The organism is Streptomyces sp. TG1A-8 (assembly GCF_030499535.1).
Taxonomy (GTDB): Bacteria; Actinomycetota; Actinomycetes; order Streptomycetales; family Streptomycetaceae; genus Streptomyces.
This window is the reverse complement of record NZ_JASTLB010000001.1, coordinates 1274191-1290339: the sequence shown is the minus strand read 5'-3', so window position 1 is coordinate 1290339 and position 16149 is coordinate 1274191. Positions and strand designations below refer to the sequence as shown.

Genomic DNA, 16149 nt, shown 5'->3' with positions numbered 1-16149 from the left:
CAGAGGCGCCGCACCTGGAGGGTCGTCCGTTGTTCAGCATCACCGTCCGCGATCACATCATGATCGCCCACAGTTTCCGCGGCGAGGTGTTCGGGCCCGCGCAGCGCCTGCACGGCGCCACGTTCCTGGTGGACGCCACCTTCCGCCGCGAGCAGCTGGACGAGGACAACATCGTCGTCGACATCGGCCTGGCCACCCGGGAACTGGGCGCCGTCGTCGCCGCGTTGAACTACCGCAACCTCGACGAGGAGCCCGAGTTCGCCGGCACCAACACCTCCACCGAGTTCTTGGCCAAGGTCATCGCCGACCGGCTCGCCGAACGCGTCCACGAGGGGGCGCTGGGCGAGGGCGCCAGGGGGCTGGCCGGCCTCACCGTCACCCTGCACGAGTCGCACATCGCCTGGGCGAGCTACGAGCGTGCGCTGTGACCGGCAAGGCCGCGGAGAAGGCGGCCGGTGAGGAGGCGCGGCTCGGTTACGCGTCCGCGCGGCCCGCCGCCTCCGCGCACGCCGGGGAAGCCGGATCCGCCGGGGCCACCGAGGCCGTCGAGACCGCCGGAACCGTCAGGACCGCAGGAGCGGCCCCCGCGTCCCTGCGCACCGTGCACTTCGTCATGCCGGGCGGCGTCGACGACCCGGCCGCCCCCAGCGGCGGCAACGCCTACGACCGCCGGGTCTGCCTGGACCTGCCCGGCTTCGGCTGGCAGGTCGTGCGGCACGCCGTGCCCGGTGCCTGGCCGCGCCCCGGCCGCACCGACCGCGACGGCCTCGCCCGCACCCTGCGCGGCCTGCCGGACGGCACCGTCGTCCTCCTCGACGGGCTGGTGGCCTGCGGCGTGCCCGAGGTCGTCGTCCCCGAGGCCGGACGGCTGCGGCTCGCGGTCCTGGTGCACCTGCCGCTCGGCGACGAGACGGGCCTGGACGCGGCCGTGGCCGTGGCCGCCGAACTGGACGCCCGGGAGAGGCAGGTGCTGCGGGCGGCGCCCGCGGTGATCGCCACCAGCGACTGGGCGGTCCGCCGGCTCGTCTCCCACCACGGCCTCCCCCCGCGGCGGGTGCACGTCGCGGCCCCCGGCGCCGACATCGCGCCCCTCGCCCCCGGCACCGACGGCGTCTCCCACCTGCTGTGCGTCGCCGCGGTCACCCCGCGCAAGGGCCAGCACCGGCTGGTGGAGGCGCTCGCGGCGGTACGGGACCTGCCGTGGACCTGCGCCCTGGTCGGCGGACTCGGCCACGACCCCGGGTACGTCACCCGTCTGCGGGACCTGATCGCGCGCCACGGCCTCGCCGACCGCCTGCGTCTGGCCGGCCCCCGTTCCGGCGCCGACCTCGAAGCCGACTACGCCGCCGCCGACCTGATGGTCCTCACCTCCTGCGCCGAGACCTACGGCATGGCGGTCACCGAGGCCCTCGCCCGCGGCATCCCCGTCCTGGCGACCGATGTCGGCGGCCTGCCCGAGGCGGTCGGCCGCGCCCCCGACGGCGGCGTGCCCGGCATCCTCGTGCCGCCGGAGGACCCGGCCGCGCTCGCCGCCGAACTGCGCGGCTGGTTCGGCGAGGCCGACGTGCGCCACCGCCTCAAGGCCGCCGCCCGCGCCCGCCGCGCGGCCCTCGACGGCTGGGCGACGACCGCCCGCAGCCTGGCCGCGGTCCTCGGCCGGCTTCCCCAGCCCCCCAGGAGGGCGGCATGACGGACACCGGGACGGCGGGCGGGGGACTTCCGGCGCGGACCGGTCCACCGGGGGACGAGCCACCGGGCGCGGGTCCTGATGCCGGTGCCGGTGCGCGGGCGGCCGTGCGGTTGCCCGGTGGCGGGGAGCAGGGGCCGCCGGCGGCTGCCGGTCCGCCGCGGGACGACCGGCCGCGGGTGATCGCGGGTGCCGGTCCCGTCGCCGGATCCGGCGCACGGGCGAGCGCGCGGCTGCGGGACGGCGGCGAGCCCGAGCCGCCGCGGTACGCGCCCGAGTGGCTGCGGCTGCGCGAAGGGGCCGACTCGGCCGCCCGGGCCCGGGAACTGCTGGTCCCGCTGCGCGAGCGGATCGCCCGGCTTCCGCGCCGGGCGGGCGCACTGGTCGTGCACGACCTGGGCTGCGGCACCGGCTCCATGGGCCGCTGGCTCGCGCCCCGCCTGGACGGCGCCCAGCACTGGGTCCTGCACGACCGCGACCCCCGTCTGCTGCGCTTCGCCGCCGTGTCCGCCGCGCGCCGCGCCGCCGACGGCAGCGGGGTCACGGTCGAGACGCGGCACGGCGAGGTCGGCCTCCTCACCCCGGACGCCCTGACGGGTGCCCACCTGGTCACCGCCTCGGCCCTGCTGGACGTCCTCACCCGGGGGGAGGTCGAGTCCCTGGCCGCCGCCTGTGCCGGCGCCACCTGCCCGGCGCTGCTCACGCTGTCCGTCGCCGGTCGCGTGGACCTCACCCCCGCCCACCCGCTGGACGCCGAGATCACCGAGGCGTTCAACGCCCACCAGCGGCGCGACGGCCTGCTCGGGCCGGACGCGGTCACGGTGGCCCGCGAGGCGTTCGCGGCGCACGGCGCGACGGTACGGGTGGGGCCGAGCCCGTGGCGGCTCGGCTCCGGGCAGTCCGCACTGACCGCCCAGTGGCTGCGCGGCTGGGTCGGCGCGGCCGTCGAGCAGCGGTCCGGGCTGCGCGCCCGCGCCGACCGCTACCTCCGGGACCGGCTGGCCGCCTGCGGGGCAGGTGCGCTGGAGGTCGTCGTCCACCACAGCGACCTGCTGGCGCTGCCCCGGCCGGCGGGCGGCGCGTCATGAGCGGGCGGGCGGTGGGTGCGGGGGCGGAACCCCGCACGGCGGACGCCGAGCCGGTGCCCGGCGCGGCGGGAACGGGCGCCCACCCCTGCCCGGCCGCCCCGGGCACGACGGCCGCCCCGGGCACGACGGGCGCGCGCCCGCGGAGCGCCGGTGCCGGTGCCGGCGCCGGCACCGGCGCTCCGCGGGCGCGTCGACCACCCGCCCCGGAAGCCGTGCCCCCACCCGCGCCCACGCCTCCGCCCACCCGCCACGGCGTCCCCCGCACCCTGTTCTCCCGGTTCGGCTCCTGCACGGTCCGCACCCACTTCGGCACCGCCGTCGGCGCGGCCGTCCTCGCCGCGCTCCTGTGGCGGCTCGGCACCGGTGTCCTCCTCGACGGGCTGCGGCGGATCGACGGCGTGACGGTGCTGGAGGCACTGGGCATCGGCGCCGTCACCACCGTGTTCAGCGCGTGGCGCTGGCAGTTGGTGGCCCGGGGGCTGCGGATCCGGCTGCCGCTGGGGTCCGCGGTGGCCGACTACTACCGGGCGCTGTTCCTCAACGCGGCCCTGCCGGGCGGGGTGCTGGGCGACGTGCACCGGGCGGTCCGGCACGGACGCGGCGCCGGCGACCTGCGGCGCGGGGTGAAAGCGGTCGTCCTGGAACGGGTCGCCGGACAGGTGGCGCTGGCCGTGTCCGGCGCGGTGGTGCTGCTGACGCTGCCCTCCCCGGTCCGCGCCGACGCCCGCGCCCTCGCCCCGCCGGCGGCCCTGGCGCTGGCGGGCGCGCTCGCCGTCGCCTTCGCCGTCCGCATGAACCGGGCCCCCTCCCGGCGCGGCGACGCCGTGCGCGCCGCCCTCGGCGAGGCGCGCGAGGGGCTGCTGTCCCGGCGCGGCGGGCCGGGCGTCGCGCTGTCCTCCGCCGTCGTGCTGGCCGGCCACCTCGTGATGTTCGCCGTGGCCGCCCGGGTCGCCGGCTCCGCCGCCTCCGTGCCGGTGCTGCTGCCGCTCGCGGTCCTCGCCCTCGCCGCCATGGGCCTGCCGCTGAACGTCGGCGGCTTCGGCCCGCGGGAGGGCGTCACGGCCTGGGCGTTCGGCGCGGCGGGGCTCGGCGCGGACCACGGGGTGGCGGTGGCCGTCGTGTACGGCGTGCTGAGCCTGGTGGCGAGCCTGCCGGGCGCCGTCGTCCTGGTCGCCCGCCGGGGCACCGGGCCGCGGGCCGCGGCCGCCGCGGCGGAGCACCCGGTGCACGAACGTCCCGGCGACGACGCCGCCGTGCGCGACGCCCCCGGTCGCGAGCACCCCGACGTGCGCTATCCGCGCCCGTCGCGCCCTTCCCCCGGCACCAGCAGTTGCGCGTACGTCCCGAAGGACTCCGCCAGGCTCGCCAGCAATTTCCGGCCCTTTTCCGCCGATCCCAGGGAGGGACGGCCGATGACGCCGGATTCGGTGTAGGCGGACATTCCCACGGTGAGCAGATGACGGCGGTCGTCCGCGGTGAAATCGGCGGACTCGTAACCAGGGCGGACGAATTCGGGATGGGCGTGCAGCAGAATGGATGTCTCGATTTCCCCCGCGTGCATGTCGGTGAGCAGCGGGGTGACCACTCCCGCCCGTTCCCTGGCCGTCTCCCAGTCCTCCGCGGCCGGGAACAGCGCCATCCGCTCGCCGCGCGCGGACGCCTCCTGGACGACGTTGCCGAGGACGTAGTTCCCGCCGTGCCCGTTCACCACGACGAGCGCGTCGGCGCCCGAGCGGCGCAGCGAGGCGGCGATGTCCCGGACCACCGCGTGCAGGGTCACGGAGGAGATGCTCACGGTTCCCGGCCAGGCCGCGTGCTCGTGCGAGCAGGAGACCGTCACCGGGGGAAGGAGCCGCACCGGGTGGGCGGCGGCGATCTCCCGCGCCACGGCCGAGGCCACGAGCGTGTCGGTCGCCAGCGGCAGGTACGGGCCGTGCTGTTCGAAGCTTCCGACGGGAAGGACGGCGATCCGTGCTGAACCGTCCGCCGCCCGGGTCCGTACGTCTTCCGTGGTGTCCGCCGGCATCACCGTGCGGGCCGCCGCACGCGCACCCGAACCATTCATCTTCCCCCGGCCCTCCGTCTCTGCTTAGGGATCAGATCATGACAGAAAACATCGGTGTCCTCGGCGGGACGTCCCCGCGGCGTCCGGGCGTGGAACGCGTCGTGAACACCCCGTTGCCCACCGTGTACGGCCAATTCCGGGCGATCGGCTACCTGGACCACGACCGCGGTGACGAGCAAGTGGCCCTGGTCCACGGCGACCTGGCCGCCGAGAACGTGCTGACGCGGCTGCACTCGGAGTGCCTGACCGGCGACGCGTTCGGCTCGAGGCACTGCGAGTGCGGGGACCAGCTCGCGTCCGCGCTGCGTGCGGTCGCCGCCGAAGGCAGCGGGGTCGTCGTCTACTTGAGGGGGCACGAGGGCCGGGGCATAGGCCTGCTCGCCAAGCTGCGCGCGATGGCCCTGCAGGCGGAGGGACTGGACACCGTGGAGGCGAACCTCGCGCTCGGACTGCCCGTGGACGCCCGCGACTACGGCGCCGCCGCCCGGATCCTGCACGACCTCGGGGTGCGCTCGGTCCGGCTGATGTCCAACAACCCCCGCAAGCGGGAGGCGTTGGCGCAGCACGGCATCCGGGTCGCCGAGCAGGTGCCGCTGCTGATCGAGCCGTGCGAGAGCAACATCACCTACCTGCGGACCAAGCGGGAGCGGATGGACCACCACCTGCCCCACCTGGACGCCGTCGCGCACGGCTCGTGACCGGCCGCCACCCCCGGGCGCCGGCCGGCGCCCCGCGTCCGGGGACCGGCCCGGTGCGGGGAAGGCCGCCCCGTGCCCCGGCCGGCGGCGGTCGGTCACGCCACCCGTGCCTCGTGGACCAGGCGCCGCAGTTCGGGGAAGACCTTCAGCGTCTTCGGCCGGACCTGGGTCATGAACTGCACGGTCAGGTCGTGGCCCGGGTCGACCCAGAAGGCGGTGGTCGCGACGCCGGTCCAGCCGTAGGTGCCCGCGGCGGACGGGGCCGGGGTGCGGGCGGGGTCGATCACCACGGAGACGTTGAAGCCGAAGCCCAGGCCCTCGTTGCCGCGCTCCTGGTGCGCCGGGGCTCCGAAGGAACGCAGGTCGGCGCCGCCGGGCAGGTGGTTGCGGGTCATCAGCGCGACCGCGGCGGGCGACAGCAGACGGGTGCCGTCCAGCTCACCGCCCCGGCGCAGCATGTCCATGAAGCGCTGGTAGTCGTGGGCCGAGGAGACGAGGCCACCGCTGCCGGACAGGAACCGCGGCCGGCCGCGCACCGGCAGACCCGGGACCGGCGTGATGCCGCCGTCCTCCGTCTCGCCGTACAGCTCGGCCAGCCGCTCCGCCTGGTCGGCACCGACGTGGAAGCCGGTGTCGGTCATGCCGAGCGGGCGGAAGATCCGCTCGGCGAAGAAGGCGTCCAGCGGCTGCCCGGAGACCACCTCGATCACGCGGCCCAGCACGTTGGCGGCGACCGAGTAGTTCCACTGCGTGCCCGGCTCGAACTGCAGCGGCTGCCGCGCGTACACCTCGATGGTCTCGGCGAGGTCCTTGCCCGGCGGCACCGAGAACTCCAGGCCGGCCTCGCGGTAGAGCGCGTCGACGGGGTGCTTGTGGTAGAAGCCGAAGGTCAGGCCGGCCGTGTGGGTGAGCAGGTGCCGGATCAGGATCGGGCCGCGGGCCGGCCGGGTGCGCACCCCGGCGCCCGAACCGCCCTCGTAGACACGGGGGTCGGCGAACGCGGGCAGGTGGCGTTCGAGGGGGTCGTCGAGGGAGAGCCGGCCCTCCTCCACCAGCAGCAGCACCGCGACCGCGGTGACGGGCTTGGTCATGGAGTAGATCCGCCACAGGGTGTCCGCCTCGACCGGCAGGCCGGCCGCGACGTCGCGCCGGCCGTACGTGCTCAGGTGGGCGACGCGGCCGCCGCGGGCCACCGCCACCAGGTAGCCGGGCAGGCGCCCCTCGTCGACGTGGTGGGCGAAGTGCCGGTCGAGGCGGTCCAGCGCCTTCGGATCCAGTCCGGCCTCGCCCGGGTCGACTTCCTGTCGCAGCTGTGCCATCGCTCTCCTCCGGTCGCGTCGTACGCGGGGGCGGCACGGCGGCCCCCGGCCTCATCGTCGCGCAGGAACACCCCGGGGGACCCGCGTACGGGGGGTGCGTGTGATCGACGCGACGCCGCGCCGGGGCGGCCGGGGGAGCCGTCCGCCGGCCCGCCGCGGACACCCGTGCGGGGTGCGGACGGGCCGCGGGGTGCGGACGGGCGGCGGGGTGCGGACGGGTTCCGCCGCCCCCGTCGCCGGGAATGCGCCCCGGGGCCGGCCGGTTGACCCTGGTATGACTCAGGACCCGGCGCAGGACGCGCTGCTCGAACTGCTCTCCGAGGGGCACGGCGGGGTGCTGGTCACCCTCAGGAGCGACGGCCGCCCCCAGGTGTCGAACGTCAGCCACGCCTACGACCCCGACGGGCGGATCATCCGGATCTCGGTCACCGACGACCGCGCCAAGACCCGCAACCTGCGCCGCGACCCCCGCGCGTCCTACCACGTCACCAGCGCCGACCGCTGGGCGTACACGGTCGCCGAGGGCACGGCGGAGCTGTCGCCGGTCGCCCGGGACCCGCACGACGACACCGTGGAGGAGCTGGTCCGGCTGTACCGGGACGTCATCGGCGAGCACGCGGACTGGGACGACTACCGGGCCGCCATGGTCCGCGACCGCCGCCTGGTGGTCCGGCTGCGCGTCGAGCGGGCGTACGGCATCCCGAAGAAGTAGCCCCCGCGGCACCGGCTCACGGCGTCCCGGCGGTGCGCGCCTCGATCGCCCGCAGCACCGCCACCATGTCCTCGCCGCCGTGCCCCTGTGCCACCGTCTCCTCGAACAGGGCGTGGCAGACGTCGAGCAACGGCGAGGCCAGGTGCGCCCCGCGGGCCGCCCCGGCGATGAGCCGGTTGTTCTTCAGGACGTCACGGGCGGCGGCCTGCACCGCGAAGTCCCGCTCGCGCAGCTTCGGCGCCTTCATCCGGGAGACCGCGCTGGCCATGGGGCCCGCGTCCAGCACGTCCAGGAACAGCTGCTGGTCCAGGCCCTGCCGCTCGGCGAAGTGGAACGCCTCCGTCAGCCCGGTCACCAGCGTGATCAGGAAGAGGTTCACGGACAGCTTCATCAGCAGGGCGTTCGGCGCCGCCCCGCACACGAAGGTCTCCCGGCACAGCGGCGCCAGCAGCGGCCGTACGGCCGCGACGGCGGACTCCTCGCCGGCCAGCATGGCCACCAGCTGCCCCTGCTCCGCCGGAACGCGCGACCCGGAGACGGGCGCCTCGACGTACCGGCCGCCCGCCGCGCGGACCTCGGCGGCCAGGTCCTGCGAGTGCTCCGGGGAGGTGGTGCCCATGTGGACGACGATCCGTCCGGCGACCCGGGCCGCGAAGGCGGGGGTGCCGCGGCCGAGGACCGTGTCGAGGGCCCTCTCGTCGGCGAGCATCAGCAGGACCGTCCCGGCCCGTGCGAACACCTCGCCGGCGTCCGCCGCGACCTCGGCGCCGGCCGCGCGCAGCGGCCCGGCGCGTTCCCGGGTCCGGTTCCACACCACCAGGGGCGTGCCGGCGGCCGCGAGCCGCAGCGCCATGGGCCGGCCCATCACCCCGAGACCGATGAAACCGACGCGCACGGGGGCCGCCCTTCCTCGACGGATCGACTATGACGGTTGTCATAGTAGCCCCGCTCATGACGCCGGTCATAGAGTGGCGGGCGGGTGATCGGAGGTCGGACATGACGCAGTCGCGGCGCGGACCGCGCGAGCGGATGGTCTTCAGCGCGGCCCAGCTCATCCGGCGCGAGGGGGTCACCGCGACCGGCATGCGGGACGTCGCCGCCCACGCCGGGGCGCCGCGCGGCTCGCTCCAGCACTACTTCCCGGGCGGCAAGGAGCAACTGGTCAACGAGGCCGTCGCCTGGGCGGGCCGGTACGCGGGCAGGCGCGTCGCCCGCTTCCTGGCGGGACCGGCCGAACCGACGCCCAGCGGCCTGTTCGCGGCGATGGCCGCGCAGTGGACCGAGGAGTACGGGACGGACGGCTTCGCCGCGGGCTGCCCGGTCGCCGCCGCGACCGTGGACTGCGCCTCGGCGGGCACCTCCACCCGCGAGGCGGCCGCCGCCGCGTTCACGGCCTGGCGGGCCCCGGTGGCCGGGGCCCTGACCGGCATGGGCGTCCCCGCGGCCCGGGCCGACGCGCTCGCCACGCTGATGATCAGCACCCTGGAGGGGGCGATCCTGCTGTCCCGGGCCGAGCAGGACGTGCGCCCCCTGCGCACCGCGGTACGCGAACTCGGCCCCCTGCTGGACGCGGCCGTCCGGAAGGACCCCACGGACGGCTGACGGTCCCGGTCACACCGCCGGGTCACCGCGCGGGAAGGCCCGTCACACCCGCGACTCGGCCGGCGTCGGATCGCTGATCCCCATCGGGGACATCCGACCCGGCGTCGCCGCGGGTGCCAACTGCCTTCCGAGCTCTACGGCTTGGCGTTCCACTCCGCGACGACCGGGCGGCCGTGCTCGGTCGACAGGCGGTTGAGCGTGCCCGTGTCGATGCGGAACAGGCGCCCCTCGGCGGGCGGCAGACCCAGGTGGCGCGCGGTGAGGACCCGCAGGAAGTGCGAGTGCGCCACCAGCAGCACGTCACCGTCGGCCAGCGCCGGGCCGACGCGGGACAGCACCCGGTCGGCGCGGGCGCCCACCTGTTCGGGCGACTCCCCGGGGAAGCCCTCGCGGCCGGGCGGCACACCGTCGGTCCACAGGTCCCAGCCGGGGCGGTCCGTGTGGATGTCGTCGGTGGTGACGCCCTCGTACGCCCCGTAGTCCCACTCGTGCAGGTCCGGGTCGGTCCTCACCCCGCTCACGCCCGCGAGCGCGGCGGTGCGCGCGGCGCGGGAGAGCGGGCTGGCGAGGACGAGCGAGAAGGTCCGTCCGGTGAGGAGGGGGGCGAGGGACTTGGCCTGTTCCTCGCCGTGCGGGGTGAGAGGCAGGTCGGTAAAGCCGGTGTGCCTGCCCGACCTGCTCCACTCCGTCTCACCGTGGCGGACCAGAAGGAGGTCCCCCACGGTGCGTCAGCCCTTCTTCGCCGACTCGACGGCGTGGCCGCCGAACTGGTTGCGCAGCGCGGCGATCATCTTCATCTGCGGCGAGTCCTCCTGCCGGGAGGCGAACCGGGCGAACAGCGACGCGGTGATCGCCGGCAGCGGGACCGCGTTGTCGATGGCGGCCTCGACGGTCCAGCGGCCCTCGCCGGAGTCCTCGGCGTAGCCGCGCAGCCGGTCGAGGTGCTCGTCGTCGTCCAGGGCGTTCACGGCCAGGTCCAGCAGCCAGGAGCGGATGACCGTGCCCTCCTGCCAGGAGCGGAACACCTCGCGGACGTTGTCCACCGAGGACACCGACTCCAGCAGCTCCCAGCCCTCGGCGTAGGCCTGCATCATGGCGTACTCGATGCCGTTGTGGACCATCTTGGAGAAGTGCCCGGCGCCGACCCGGCCCGCGTGGACGTAGCCGTAGGGGCCCTCGGGCTTGAGCGCGTCGAAGACCGGCTTCAGCCGCTCGACGTGCTCCTCGTCGCCGCCGACCATGAGCGCGTAGCCGTTCTCCAGGCCCCACACCCCGCCGGAGACGCCCGCGTCGACGAAGCCGATGCCCTTGACGCCGAGTTCCGCGGCGTGCTTCTCGTCGTCCGTCCAGCGGGAGTTGCCGCCGTCGACGACGGTGTCGCCGGGGGAGAGCAGGTCCTTCAGTTCGTCGATGACGGTCTGGGTGGCGGTGCCGGCCGGCACCATCACCCAGACGTGGCGGGGCGCGTCGAGCTTCTCGACCAGTTCGGCGAGGTCCTTGACGTCGGAGAGTTCGGGATTGCGGTCGTAGCCGATGACGGTGTGGCCGGCGCGGCGGATCCGCTCGCGCATGTTGCCGCCCATCCTGCCGAGACCGATGAGGCCGAGCTGCATGTCAGTTCACTTCTCCCTGGGCGTTCTTGAGCGAGCGGTAGGCGGCGACGAGGGCCGTGGTGGACGGGTCCAGACCGGGCACGTCCGCGCCCTGGGTCAGGGCCGGTTCGACGCGCTTGGCGAGGACCTTCCCCAGTTCCACGCCCCACTGGTCGAAGGAGTCGATGTTCCAGACCGCACCCTGGACGAACACCTTGTGCTCGTAGAGGGCGACCAGCTGGCCGAGCACGGACGGGGTGAGTTCCCCCGCCAGGACGGTCGTGGTGGGGTGGTTGCCCCGGAAGGTGCGGTGCGGCACCTGCTCGGCGGGCACGCCCTCCGCGCGGACCTCCTCGGCCGTCTTGCCGAAGGCGAGGGCCTGGGTCTGGGCGAAGAAGTTCGCCATCAGCAGGTCGTGCTGGGCCTTCAGCTCCTCGCTCAGCTCGCCGACGGGCCGGGCGAAGCCGATGAAGTCCGCCGGGATCAGCTTGGTGCCCTGGTGGATCAGCTGGTAGTAGGCGTGCTGCCCGTTGGTGCCCGGCGTGCCCCACACGACGGGTCCGGTCTGCCAGTCCACGGCGTTGCCGTCCCGGTCCACCGACTTGCCGTTGGACTCCATGTCCAGCTGCTGCAGGTAGGCGGTGAACTTCGACAGGTAGTGGCTGTAGGGGAGCACGGCGTGCGACTGGGCGTCGTGGAAGTTGCCGTACCAGACGCCCAGCAGACCGAGGATCAGCGGGGCGTTGGCCTCGGCGGGCGCGGTGCGGAAGTGCTCGTCGACCAGGTGGAAGCCGTCGAGCATCTCCCGGAACCGGTCCGGGCCGATGGCGATCATCAGGGACAGGCCGATCGCGGAGTCGTACGAGTACCGGCCGCCGACCCAGTCCCAGAACTCGAACATGTTGTCCGGGTCGATGCCGAACTCCGTGACCTTCTCCGCGTTCGTGGACAGGGCCACGAAGTGCCGGGCGACCGCCTTCTCGTCACCGCCCAGCGCGCGCAGCAGCCAGGAGCGGGCCGAGGTGGCGTTGGTGATCGTCTCGATCGTGGTGAACGTCTTGGACGCCACGATGAACAGCGTCTCGGCGGGATCCAGGTCGCGGGTGGCCTCGTGCAGGTCGGCGCCGTCCACGTTGGACACGAACCGGAACGTCAGGTCCCGGGCGGTGTAGGCGCGCAGCGCCTCGTACGCCATCGCCGGGCCCAGGTCGGAGCCGCCGATGCCGATGTTGACGACGTTGCGGATCCGCTTGCCGGTGTGGCCGGTCCACTCGCCGGAGCGGACCCGCTCGGCGAAGCCGGCCATCTTGTCCAGCACGGCGTGCACGCCGGGGACGACGTTCTCGCCGTCGACCTCGACCACCGCGTCGCGCGGGGCGCGCAGCGCGGTGTGCAGCACGGCCCGCTGCTCGGTGATGTTGATCCTCTCACCGCGGAACATGGCGTCCCGCAGCTCGAACACACCGGTGGCGGTGGCGAGTTCGCGGAGCAGGGCCAGGGTCTCGTCGGTGATCAGGTTCTTGCTGTAGTCGATGCGCAGGTCACCGACCTCGACGACGTACCGCTCGGCGCGCGAGGGGTCCGCCGCGAACAGCTCGCGCAGGGACGGCTCGCCCTGGGCGCGGTGGTCGGTGAGCGCGGCCCATTCGGGCCTGCGGGTGAGCCGGTGCGTCTGGGACTCGGACATGTCAGGCGTTCTCCTTGGCGGCCTCGCCCTGCAGGGCGATGGCGTACATCTCGTCGGCGTCGAGGCGGCGCAGTTCCTCGGCGATGAGTTCGGAGGTGGCGCGCACCTTCAGGGCCAGGGTGCGCGGCGGCTGGCCCGGCAGGGACAGCGTGGCGAGCGGGCCCTCGGGGCGGTCGATGACGATCTCGCCCTTGCCGGTGCCCAGCCGCACGGCCGTGACCACCGGGCCGGGGCTGACCACCCGGTCCACCGGGACGCCCAGCCGGGCCTCGAGCCAGCGCGCGAGGAGTTCGGCGCTGGGGTTGTCGGCCTCGGCCTCCACGGCCGCCGACGCCACCTTCTCCCGGGCCTGGTCCAGGGCCGCGGCCAGCATCGACCGCCACGGCGTCAGCCGGGTCCAGGCCAGGTCGGTGTCGCCGGGCGCGTAGTTGCGCATCCGGGCCTCCAGGACCTCCAGCGGCCGCTCGACGGCGTACAGGTCGGTGATCCGGCGCTGCGCCAGCGCGCCCAGCGGGTCCTTCGCGGGATGCTCGGGCGCGTCCACCGGCCACCAGACCACCACCGGGGCGTCCGGCAGCAGCAGCGGCAGCACCACCGAGTCGGCGTGGTCGGACACCTCGCCGTAGGTGCGCAGCACGACCGTCTCGCCGGTGCCGGCCTCCGAGCCCACCCGCACCTCGGCGTCGAGGCGGGAGGCGGTGCGGTCGCGCAGGGTGCGGGCGTGCCGCTTGATGACCACCAGGGTCCGCGAGGGGTGCTCGTGCGAGGCCTCCTCGGCGGCCCGGATCGAGTCGTAGGCGTTCTCCTCGTCCGTGACGATGACCATCGTCAGGACCATGCCCACGGCCGGGGTGCCGATGGCCCGCCGGCCCTGCACCAACGCCTTGTTGATCTTGCTTGCCGTGGTGTCCGTCAGGTCGATCTTCATGGCCTGCGCCAGCTCCGTCCGTCTCGTGCGAGCATCTCGTCCGCTTCCGCCGGTCCCCAGCTGCCCGACGCGTACTGCGCCGGCGTGCCGTGCGCCGCCCAGTACTCCTCGATCGGGTCGAGGATCTTCCAGGACTCCTCCACTTCCTGGTGGCGGGGGAACAGGTTCGCGTCGCCGAGCAGCACGTCCAGGATCAGCCGTTCGTACGCCTCGGGGCTGGACTCCGTGAAGGACTCGCCGTAGGCGAAGTCCATCGACACGTCCCGGATCTCCATCGAGGTGCCCGGCACCTTGGAGCCGAAGCGGACGGTCATGCCCTCGTCGGGCTGGACGCGGACGACGATCGCGTTCGAGCCCAGCTCCTCGGTGGCGGTGGAGTCGAACGGGGAGTGCGGCGCCCGCTTGAAGACCACCGCGATCTCGGTGACGCGGCGGCCCAGCCGCTTGCCGGTGCGCAGGTAGAACGGCACGCCCGCCCAGCGGCGGTTGTCGACCTCCAGCTTGACGGCCGCGTAGGTGTCGGTCTTGGACTTCGGGTCGATGCCGTCCTCTTCGAGGTAGCCGACGACCTTCTCGCCGCCCTGCCAGCCGGCCGCGTACTGCCCGCGCACGGTGTGCCTGCCGAAGTCGTCCGGCAGGCAGACCGACTTGAGCACCTTCAGCTTCTCGGTGAGCAGCGCCTCCGCGTCGAACGCGATGGGCTCCTCCATGGCGGTGAGCGCCATCAGCTGCAGCAGGTGGTTCTGGATGACGTCGCGGGCGGCGCCGATGCCGTCGTAGTAGCCGGCCCGGCCGCCGATGCCGATGTCCTCGGCCATGGTGATCTGCACGTGGTCGACGTAGGACCGGTTCCAGATCGGCTCGTACATCTGGTTGGCGAAGCGCAGCGCCAGGATGTTCTGGACCGTCTCCTTGCCGAGGTAGTGGTCGATGCGGAAGACCTGATCGGGCTCGAACACGTCGTGCACGATCCTGTTCAGCTCGCGGGCGCTGGCCAGGTCGTGGCCGAACGGCTTCTCGATGACCGCGCGCCGCCAGGCCCCCTGCGGCGCCTTGGCCAGGCCGTGCTTCTTCAGCTGCTGCACGACCTTCGGGAAGAACTTCGGCGGCACCGACAGGTAGAACGCGAAGTTGCCGCCGGTGCCCCGGGAGGCGTCCAGCTCCTCGACGGCCCCGCGCAGCTGCTTGAACGCGGTGTCGTCGTCGAAGTCGCCGGGGACGAACCGCATGCCCTCGGCGAGCTGCTGCCAGACCTCCTCGCGGAACGGGGTCCGGGAGTGTTCGCGCACGGCGTCGTGCACGACCTGCGCGAAGTCCTGGTCCTCCCAGTCGCGGCGGGCGAAGCCCACCAGGGAGAAGCCCGGCGGCAGCAGACCGCGGTTGGCCAGGTCGTACACGGCCGGCATCAGCTTCTTGCGGGACAGGTCGCCGGTCACCCCGAAGATGACCAGGCCGGACGGCCCGGCGATGCGGGGCAGCCGGCGGTCGCGGGCGTCGCGCAGCGGGTTCAGCCAGTCCTCGGCCGGGCCGGCCGGGACGCGGTCCTCCGCGGTGGCCGCCTCGGCGCCGGGCTTCCCGGGCCGCGCATCCTTGGTCGTCATTACGCGTCAGCTCCCTTGCTGTCCAGGGACTTGGTGACGGCGTCCAGCAGGTCCTGCCAGGCCGCCTCGAACTTGGCGACGCCCTCGTCCTCCAGCCGCCGGACGACGTCGTCGTAGGAGATCCCGAGCTCCTCGAGCGCGTCGATGTCGGCGCGGGCCTGCTCGTAGGTGCCGGCGACGGTGTTGCCGGTGATCTCGCCGTGGTCGGCGGTGGCCTCCAGCGTGGCCTCCGGCATGGTGTTGACCGTGTTCGGCGCGACCAGTTCGGTGACGTACATCGTGTCCGGGTAGGCCGGGTCCTTCACGCCGGTGGACGCCCACAGCGGACGCTGCTTGTTGGCGCCCGCGTTCTCCAGCGCGCTCCAGCGGTCGGAGGACGGCGTCGAGCCGTCGGCGGAGCCGAACACCTCCTCGTACGCCTGGTAGGCCAGGCGCGCGTTGGCGAGGGCGGCCCTGCCGCGCAGCGCCCCGGCCCCGTCGGTGCCCAGGGCGTCCAGCCGCTTGTCGATCTCGGTGTCCACGCGGGACACGAAGAACGACGCCACGGAGTGGATCTCCGACAGGTCCAGGCCCCGCTCCCCGGCCTTCTCCAGGCCCGAGAGGTAGGCGTCCATGACGGCCCGGTAGCGCTCCAGGGAGAAGATCAGCGTGACGTTGACGCTGATGCCGAGGCCGATGACCTCGGTGATCGCCGGGAGACCCGCCTCGGTGGCCGGGATCTTGATCATCACGTTGGGGCGGTCCACCAGCCAGGCCAGCTGCCTGGCCTCGGCGACGGTCGCCCTCTCGTCGTGCGCGAGCCGGGGGTCCACCTCGATGGAGACGCGGCCGTCCCGGCCGCCGGTGGCGTCGAAGACCGGGCGCAGGACGTCGGCGGCGTCCCGGACGTCGGCGGTCGTCATCATCCGTACCGCCTCCTCCACGGTGACGCCCCGTACGGCCAGGTCGGCGAGCTGCTCCTCGTAGCCCTCACCGGAGCCGATGGCGGCCTGGAAGATCGACGGGTTGGTGGTGACGCCGACGACGCCGCCGCCGGACACCGCGGCGGCCAGGCCGCCGGAGGCGATCCGCTTGCGCGACAGGTCGTCGAGCCAGATCGAGACCCCCTCGTCGGCGAGGCGCTCGAGGGCTCCCGGGGTGGCGGTTGCTTCGGTCACAGTGCTCATCCTT

15 protein-coding genes and 1 pseudogene are annotated in these 16149 nt (G+C 74.2%); 7 read left to right on the top strand and 9 right to left on the bottom strand.

All coding sequences use genetic code 11. From position 1 onward, the window contains the following. Nucleotides 1-29: 29 nt before the first annotated feature. The 4 genes and pseudogenes from QQY24_RS05240 to QQY24_RS05225 form a co-directional block, all read left to right on the top strand. A complete protein-coding gene (locus QQY24_RS05240; RefSeq protein ID WP_301971482.1) occupies nt 30-428 on the top strand; it encodes a 6-carboxytetrahydropterin synthase in 399 nt (132 codons plus the stop codon). Continuing rightward, nucleotides 425-1690, top strand: coding sequence for a glycosyltransferase family 4 protein (locus QQY24_RS05235; RefSeq protein WP_301971481.1), 1266 nt, complete (start codon nt 425-427; stop codon nt 1688-1690). The genes QQY24_RS05240 and QQY24_RS05235 overlap by 4 nt, the downstream gene beginning before the upstream one ends. Further along, a complete protein-coding gene (locus tag QQY24_RS05230) occupies nt 1687-2775 on the top strand; it encodes a trans-aconitate methyltransferase (protein WP_301971480.1) in 1089 nt (362 codons plus the stop codon). The genes QQY24_RS05235 and QQY24_RS05230 overlap by 4 nt, the downstream gene beginning before the upstream one ends. After that, a pseudogene (locus QQY24_RS05225) lies at nt 2772-3920 on the top strand (YbhN family protein); the annotation flags it as partial. The gene QQY24_RS05230 and the pseudogene QQY24_RS05225, both read left to right, overlap by 4 nt. 146 nt (nt 3921-4066) lie before the next feature. Here QQY24_RS05225 and QQY24_RS05220 read toward each other — a convergent pair. After that, nucleotides 4067-4840 carry a creatininase family protein gene (locus tag QQY24_RS05220; protein ID WP_367657980.1) on the bottom strand — a complete coding sequence of 258 codons (774 nt, stop codon included), beginning with the start codon at nt 4838-4840 and terminating at the stop codon, nt 4067-4069. A gap of 38 nt (nt 4841-4878) precedes the next feature. Here QQY24_RS05220 and ribA point away from each other — a divergent pair, with 38 nt between their 5' ends. Further along, the gene (ribA, locus tag QQY24_RS05215) at nt 4879-5538 is read left to right on the top strand and encodes a GTP cyclohydrolase II (RefSeq protein WP_301971479.1); all 660 of its coding nucleotides are present in this window, start codon (nt 4879-4881) and stop codon (nt 5536-5538) included. A 95-nt stretch (nt 5539-5633) separates the two neighbouring features. On the opposite strand, the gene QQY24_RS05210 is transcribed toward ribA, so the two are convergent. After that, on the bottom strand, nt 5634-6857 hold the full coding sequence (locus tag QQY24_RS05210) for a serine hydrolase (protein WP_301971478.1): 1224 nt from the start codon (nt 6855-6857) through the stop codon (nt 5634-5636). A gap of 274 nt (nt 6858-7131) precedes the next feature. Between QQY24_RS05210 and QQY24_RS05205 the strand changes: the two genes are divergently transcribed. Beyond that, entirely contained in the window at nt 7132-7569 is a 438-nt protein-coding gene (locus QQY24_RS05205; protein WP_301971477.1) for a PPOX class F420-dependent oxidoreductase, read from the top strand. A 16-nt stretch (nt 7570-7585) separates the two neighbouring features. Here QQY24_RS05205 and QQY24_RS05200 read toward each other — a convergent pair whose 3' ends face one another. Beyond that, nucleotides 7586-8464, bottom strand: a complete 879-nt coding sequence (locus tag QQY24_RS05200; protein WP_301971476.1) for an NAD(P)-dependent oxidoreductase — start codon at nt 8462-8464, stop codon at nt 7586-7588. A gap of 101 nt (nt 8465-8565) precedes the next feature. On the opposite strand from QQY24_RS05200, the gene QQY24_RS05195 reads away from it, so the two are divergent. Continuing rightward, entirely contained in the window at nt 8566-9171 is a 606-nt protein-coding gene (locus QQY24_RS05195) for a TetR/AcrR family transcriptional regulator (RefSeq protein ID WP_301971475.1), read from the top strand. A 134-nt stretch (nt 9172-9305) separates the two neighbouring features. Here QQY24_RS05195 and QQY24_RS05190 read toward each other — a convergent pair whose 3' ends face one another. The 6 genes from QQY24_RS05190 to tal are packed head-to-tail and all read right to left on the bottom strand — an operon-like array spanning nt 9306 to nt 16145. Then, nucleotides 9306-9893, bottom strand: a complete 588-nt coding sequence (locus QQY24_RS05190; protein WP_301971474.1) for a histidine phosphatase family protein — start codon at nt 9891-9893, stop codon at nt 9306-9308. Nucleotides 9894-9899: 6 nt separating this feature from the next. Beyond that, on the bottom strand, nt 9900-10784 hold the full coding sequence (gnd, locus tag QQY24_RS05185; protein ID WP_301971473.1) for a phosphogluconate dehydrogenase (NAD(+)-dependent, decarboxylating): 885 nt from the start codon (nt 10782-10784) through the stop codon (nt 9900-9902). 1 nt (nt 10785) lies between these two features. Further along, nucleotides 10786-12450 (bottom strand): glucose-6-phosphate isomerase, encoded by a 1665-nt coding sequence (gene pgi, locus QQY24_RS05180; RefSeq protein ID WP_301971472.1) that lies wholly within the window; start codon nt 12448-12450, stop codon nt 10786-10788. Nucleotide 12451: 1 nt separating this feature from the next. Then, on the bottom strand, nt 12452-13378 hold the full coding sequence (gene opcA, locus QQY24_RS05175) for a glucose-6-phosphate dehydrogenase assembly protein OpcA (protein WP_301971471.1): 927 nt from the start codon (nt 13376-13378) through the stop codon (nt 12452-12454). Further along, on the bottom strand, nt 13375-14979 hold the full coding sequence (zwf, locus tag QQY24_RS05170) for a glucose-6-phosphate dehydrogenase (protein WP_301971470.1): 1605 nt from the start codon (nt 14977-14979) through the stop codon (nt 13375-13377). Before zwf ends, opcA begins: the two co-directional genes overlap by 4 nt. Beyond that, nucleotides 14979-16145: a transaldolase gene (gene tal / locus QQY24_RS05165; protein ID WP_301971469.1), complete on the bottom strand. Its 1167-nt coding sequence runs from the start codon at nt 16143-16145 to the stop codon at nt 14979-14981. The genes zwf and tal overlap by 1 nt, the downstream gene beginning before the upstream one ends. Nucleotides 16146-16149 lie beyond the last annotated feature (4 nt).

Bases quoted from the DNA above. Each gene is read 5' to 3' on its own strand.
- QQY24_RS05230 (WP_301971480.1), top strand. From the start codon at position 1,687: ATGACGGACACCGGGACGGCGGGCGGGGGACTTCCGGCGCGGACCGGT.
- QQY24_RS05220 (WP_367657980.1), bottom strand. From the start codon at position 4,840: ATGAATGGTTCGGGTGCGCGTGCGGCGGCCCGCACGGTGATGCCGGCG.
- ribA (WP_301971479.1), top strand. From the start codon at position 4,879: ATGACAGAAAACATCGGTGTCCTCGGCGGGACGTCCCCGCGGCGTCCG.
- QQY24_RS05210 (WP_301971478.1), bottom strand. From the start codon at position 6,857: ATGGCACAGCTGCGACAGGAAGTCGACCCGGGCGAGGCCGGACTGGAT.
- QQY24_RS05205 (WP_301971477.1), top strand. From the start codon at position 7,132: ATGACTCAGGACCCGGCGCAGGACGCGCTGCTCGAACTGCTCTCCGAG.
- QQY24_RS05195 (WP_301971475.1), top strand. From the start codon at position 8,566: ATGACGCAGTCGCGGCGCGGACCGCGCGAGCGGATGGTCTTCAGCGCG.
- gnd (WP_301971473.1), bottom strand. From the start codon at position 10,784: ATGCAGCTCGGCCTCATCGGTCTCGGCAGGATGGGCGGCAACATGCGC.
- pgi (WP_301971472.1), bottom strand. From the start codon at position 12,450: ATGTCCGAGTCCCAGACGCACCGGCTCACCCGCAGGCCCGAATGGGCC.
- opcA (WP_301971471.1), bottom strand. From the start codon at position 13,378: ATGAAGATCGACCTGACGGACACCACGGCAAGCAAGATCAACAAGGCG.
- zwf (WP_301971470.1), bottom strand. From the start codon at position 14,979: ATGACGACCAAGGATGCGCGGCCCGGGAAGCCCGGCGCCGAGGCGGCC.
- tal (WP_301971469.1), bottom strand. From the start codon at position 16,145: ATGAGCACTGTGACCGAAGCAACCGCCACCCCGGGAGCCCTCGAGCGC.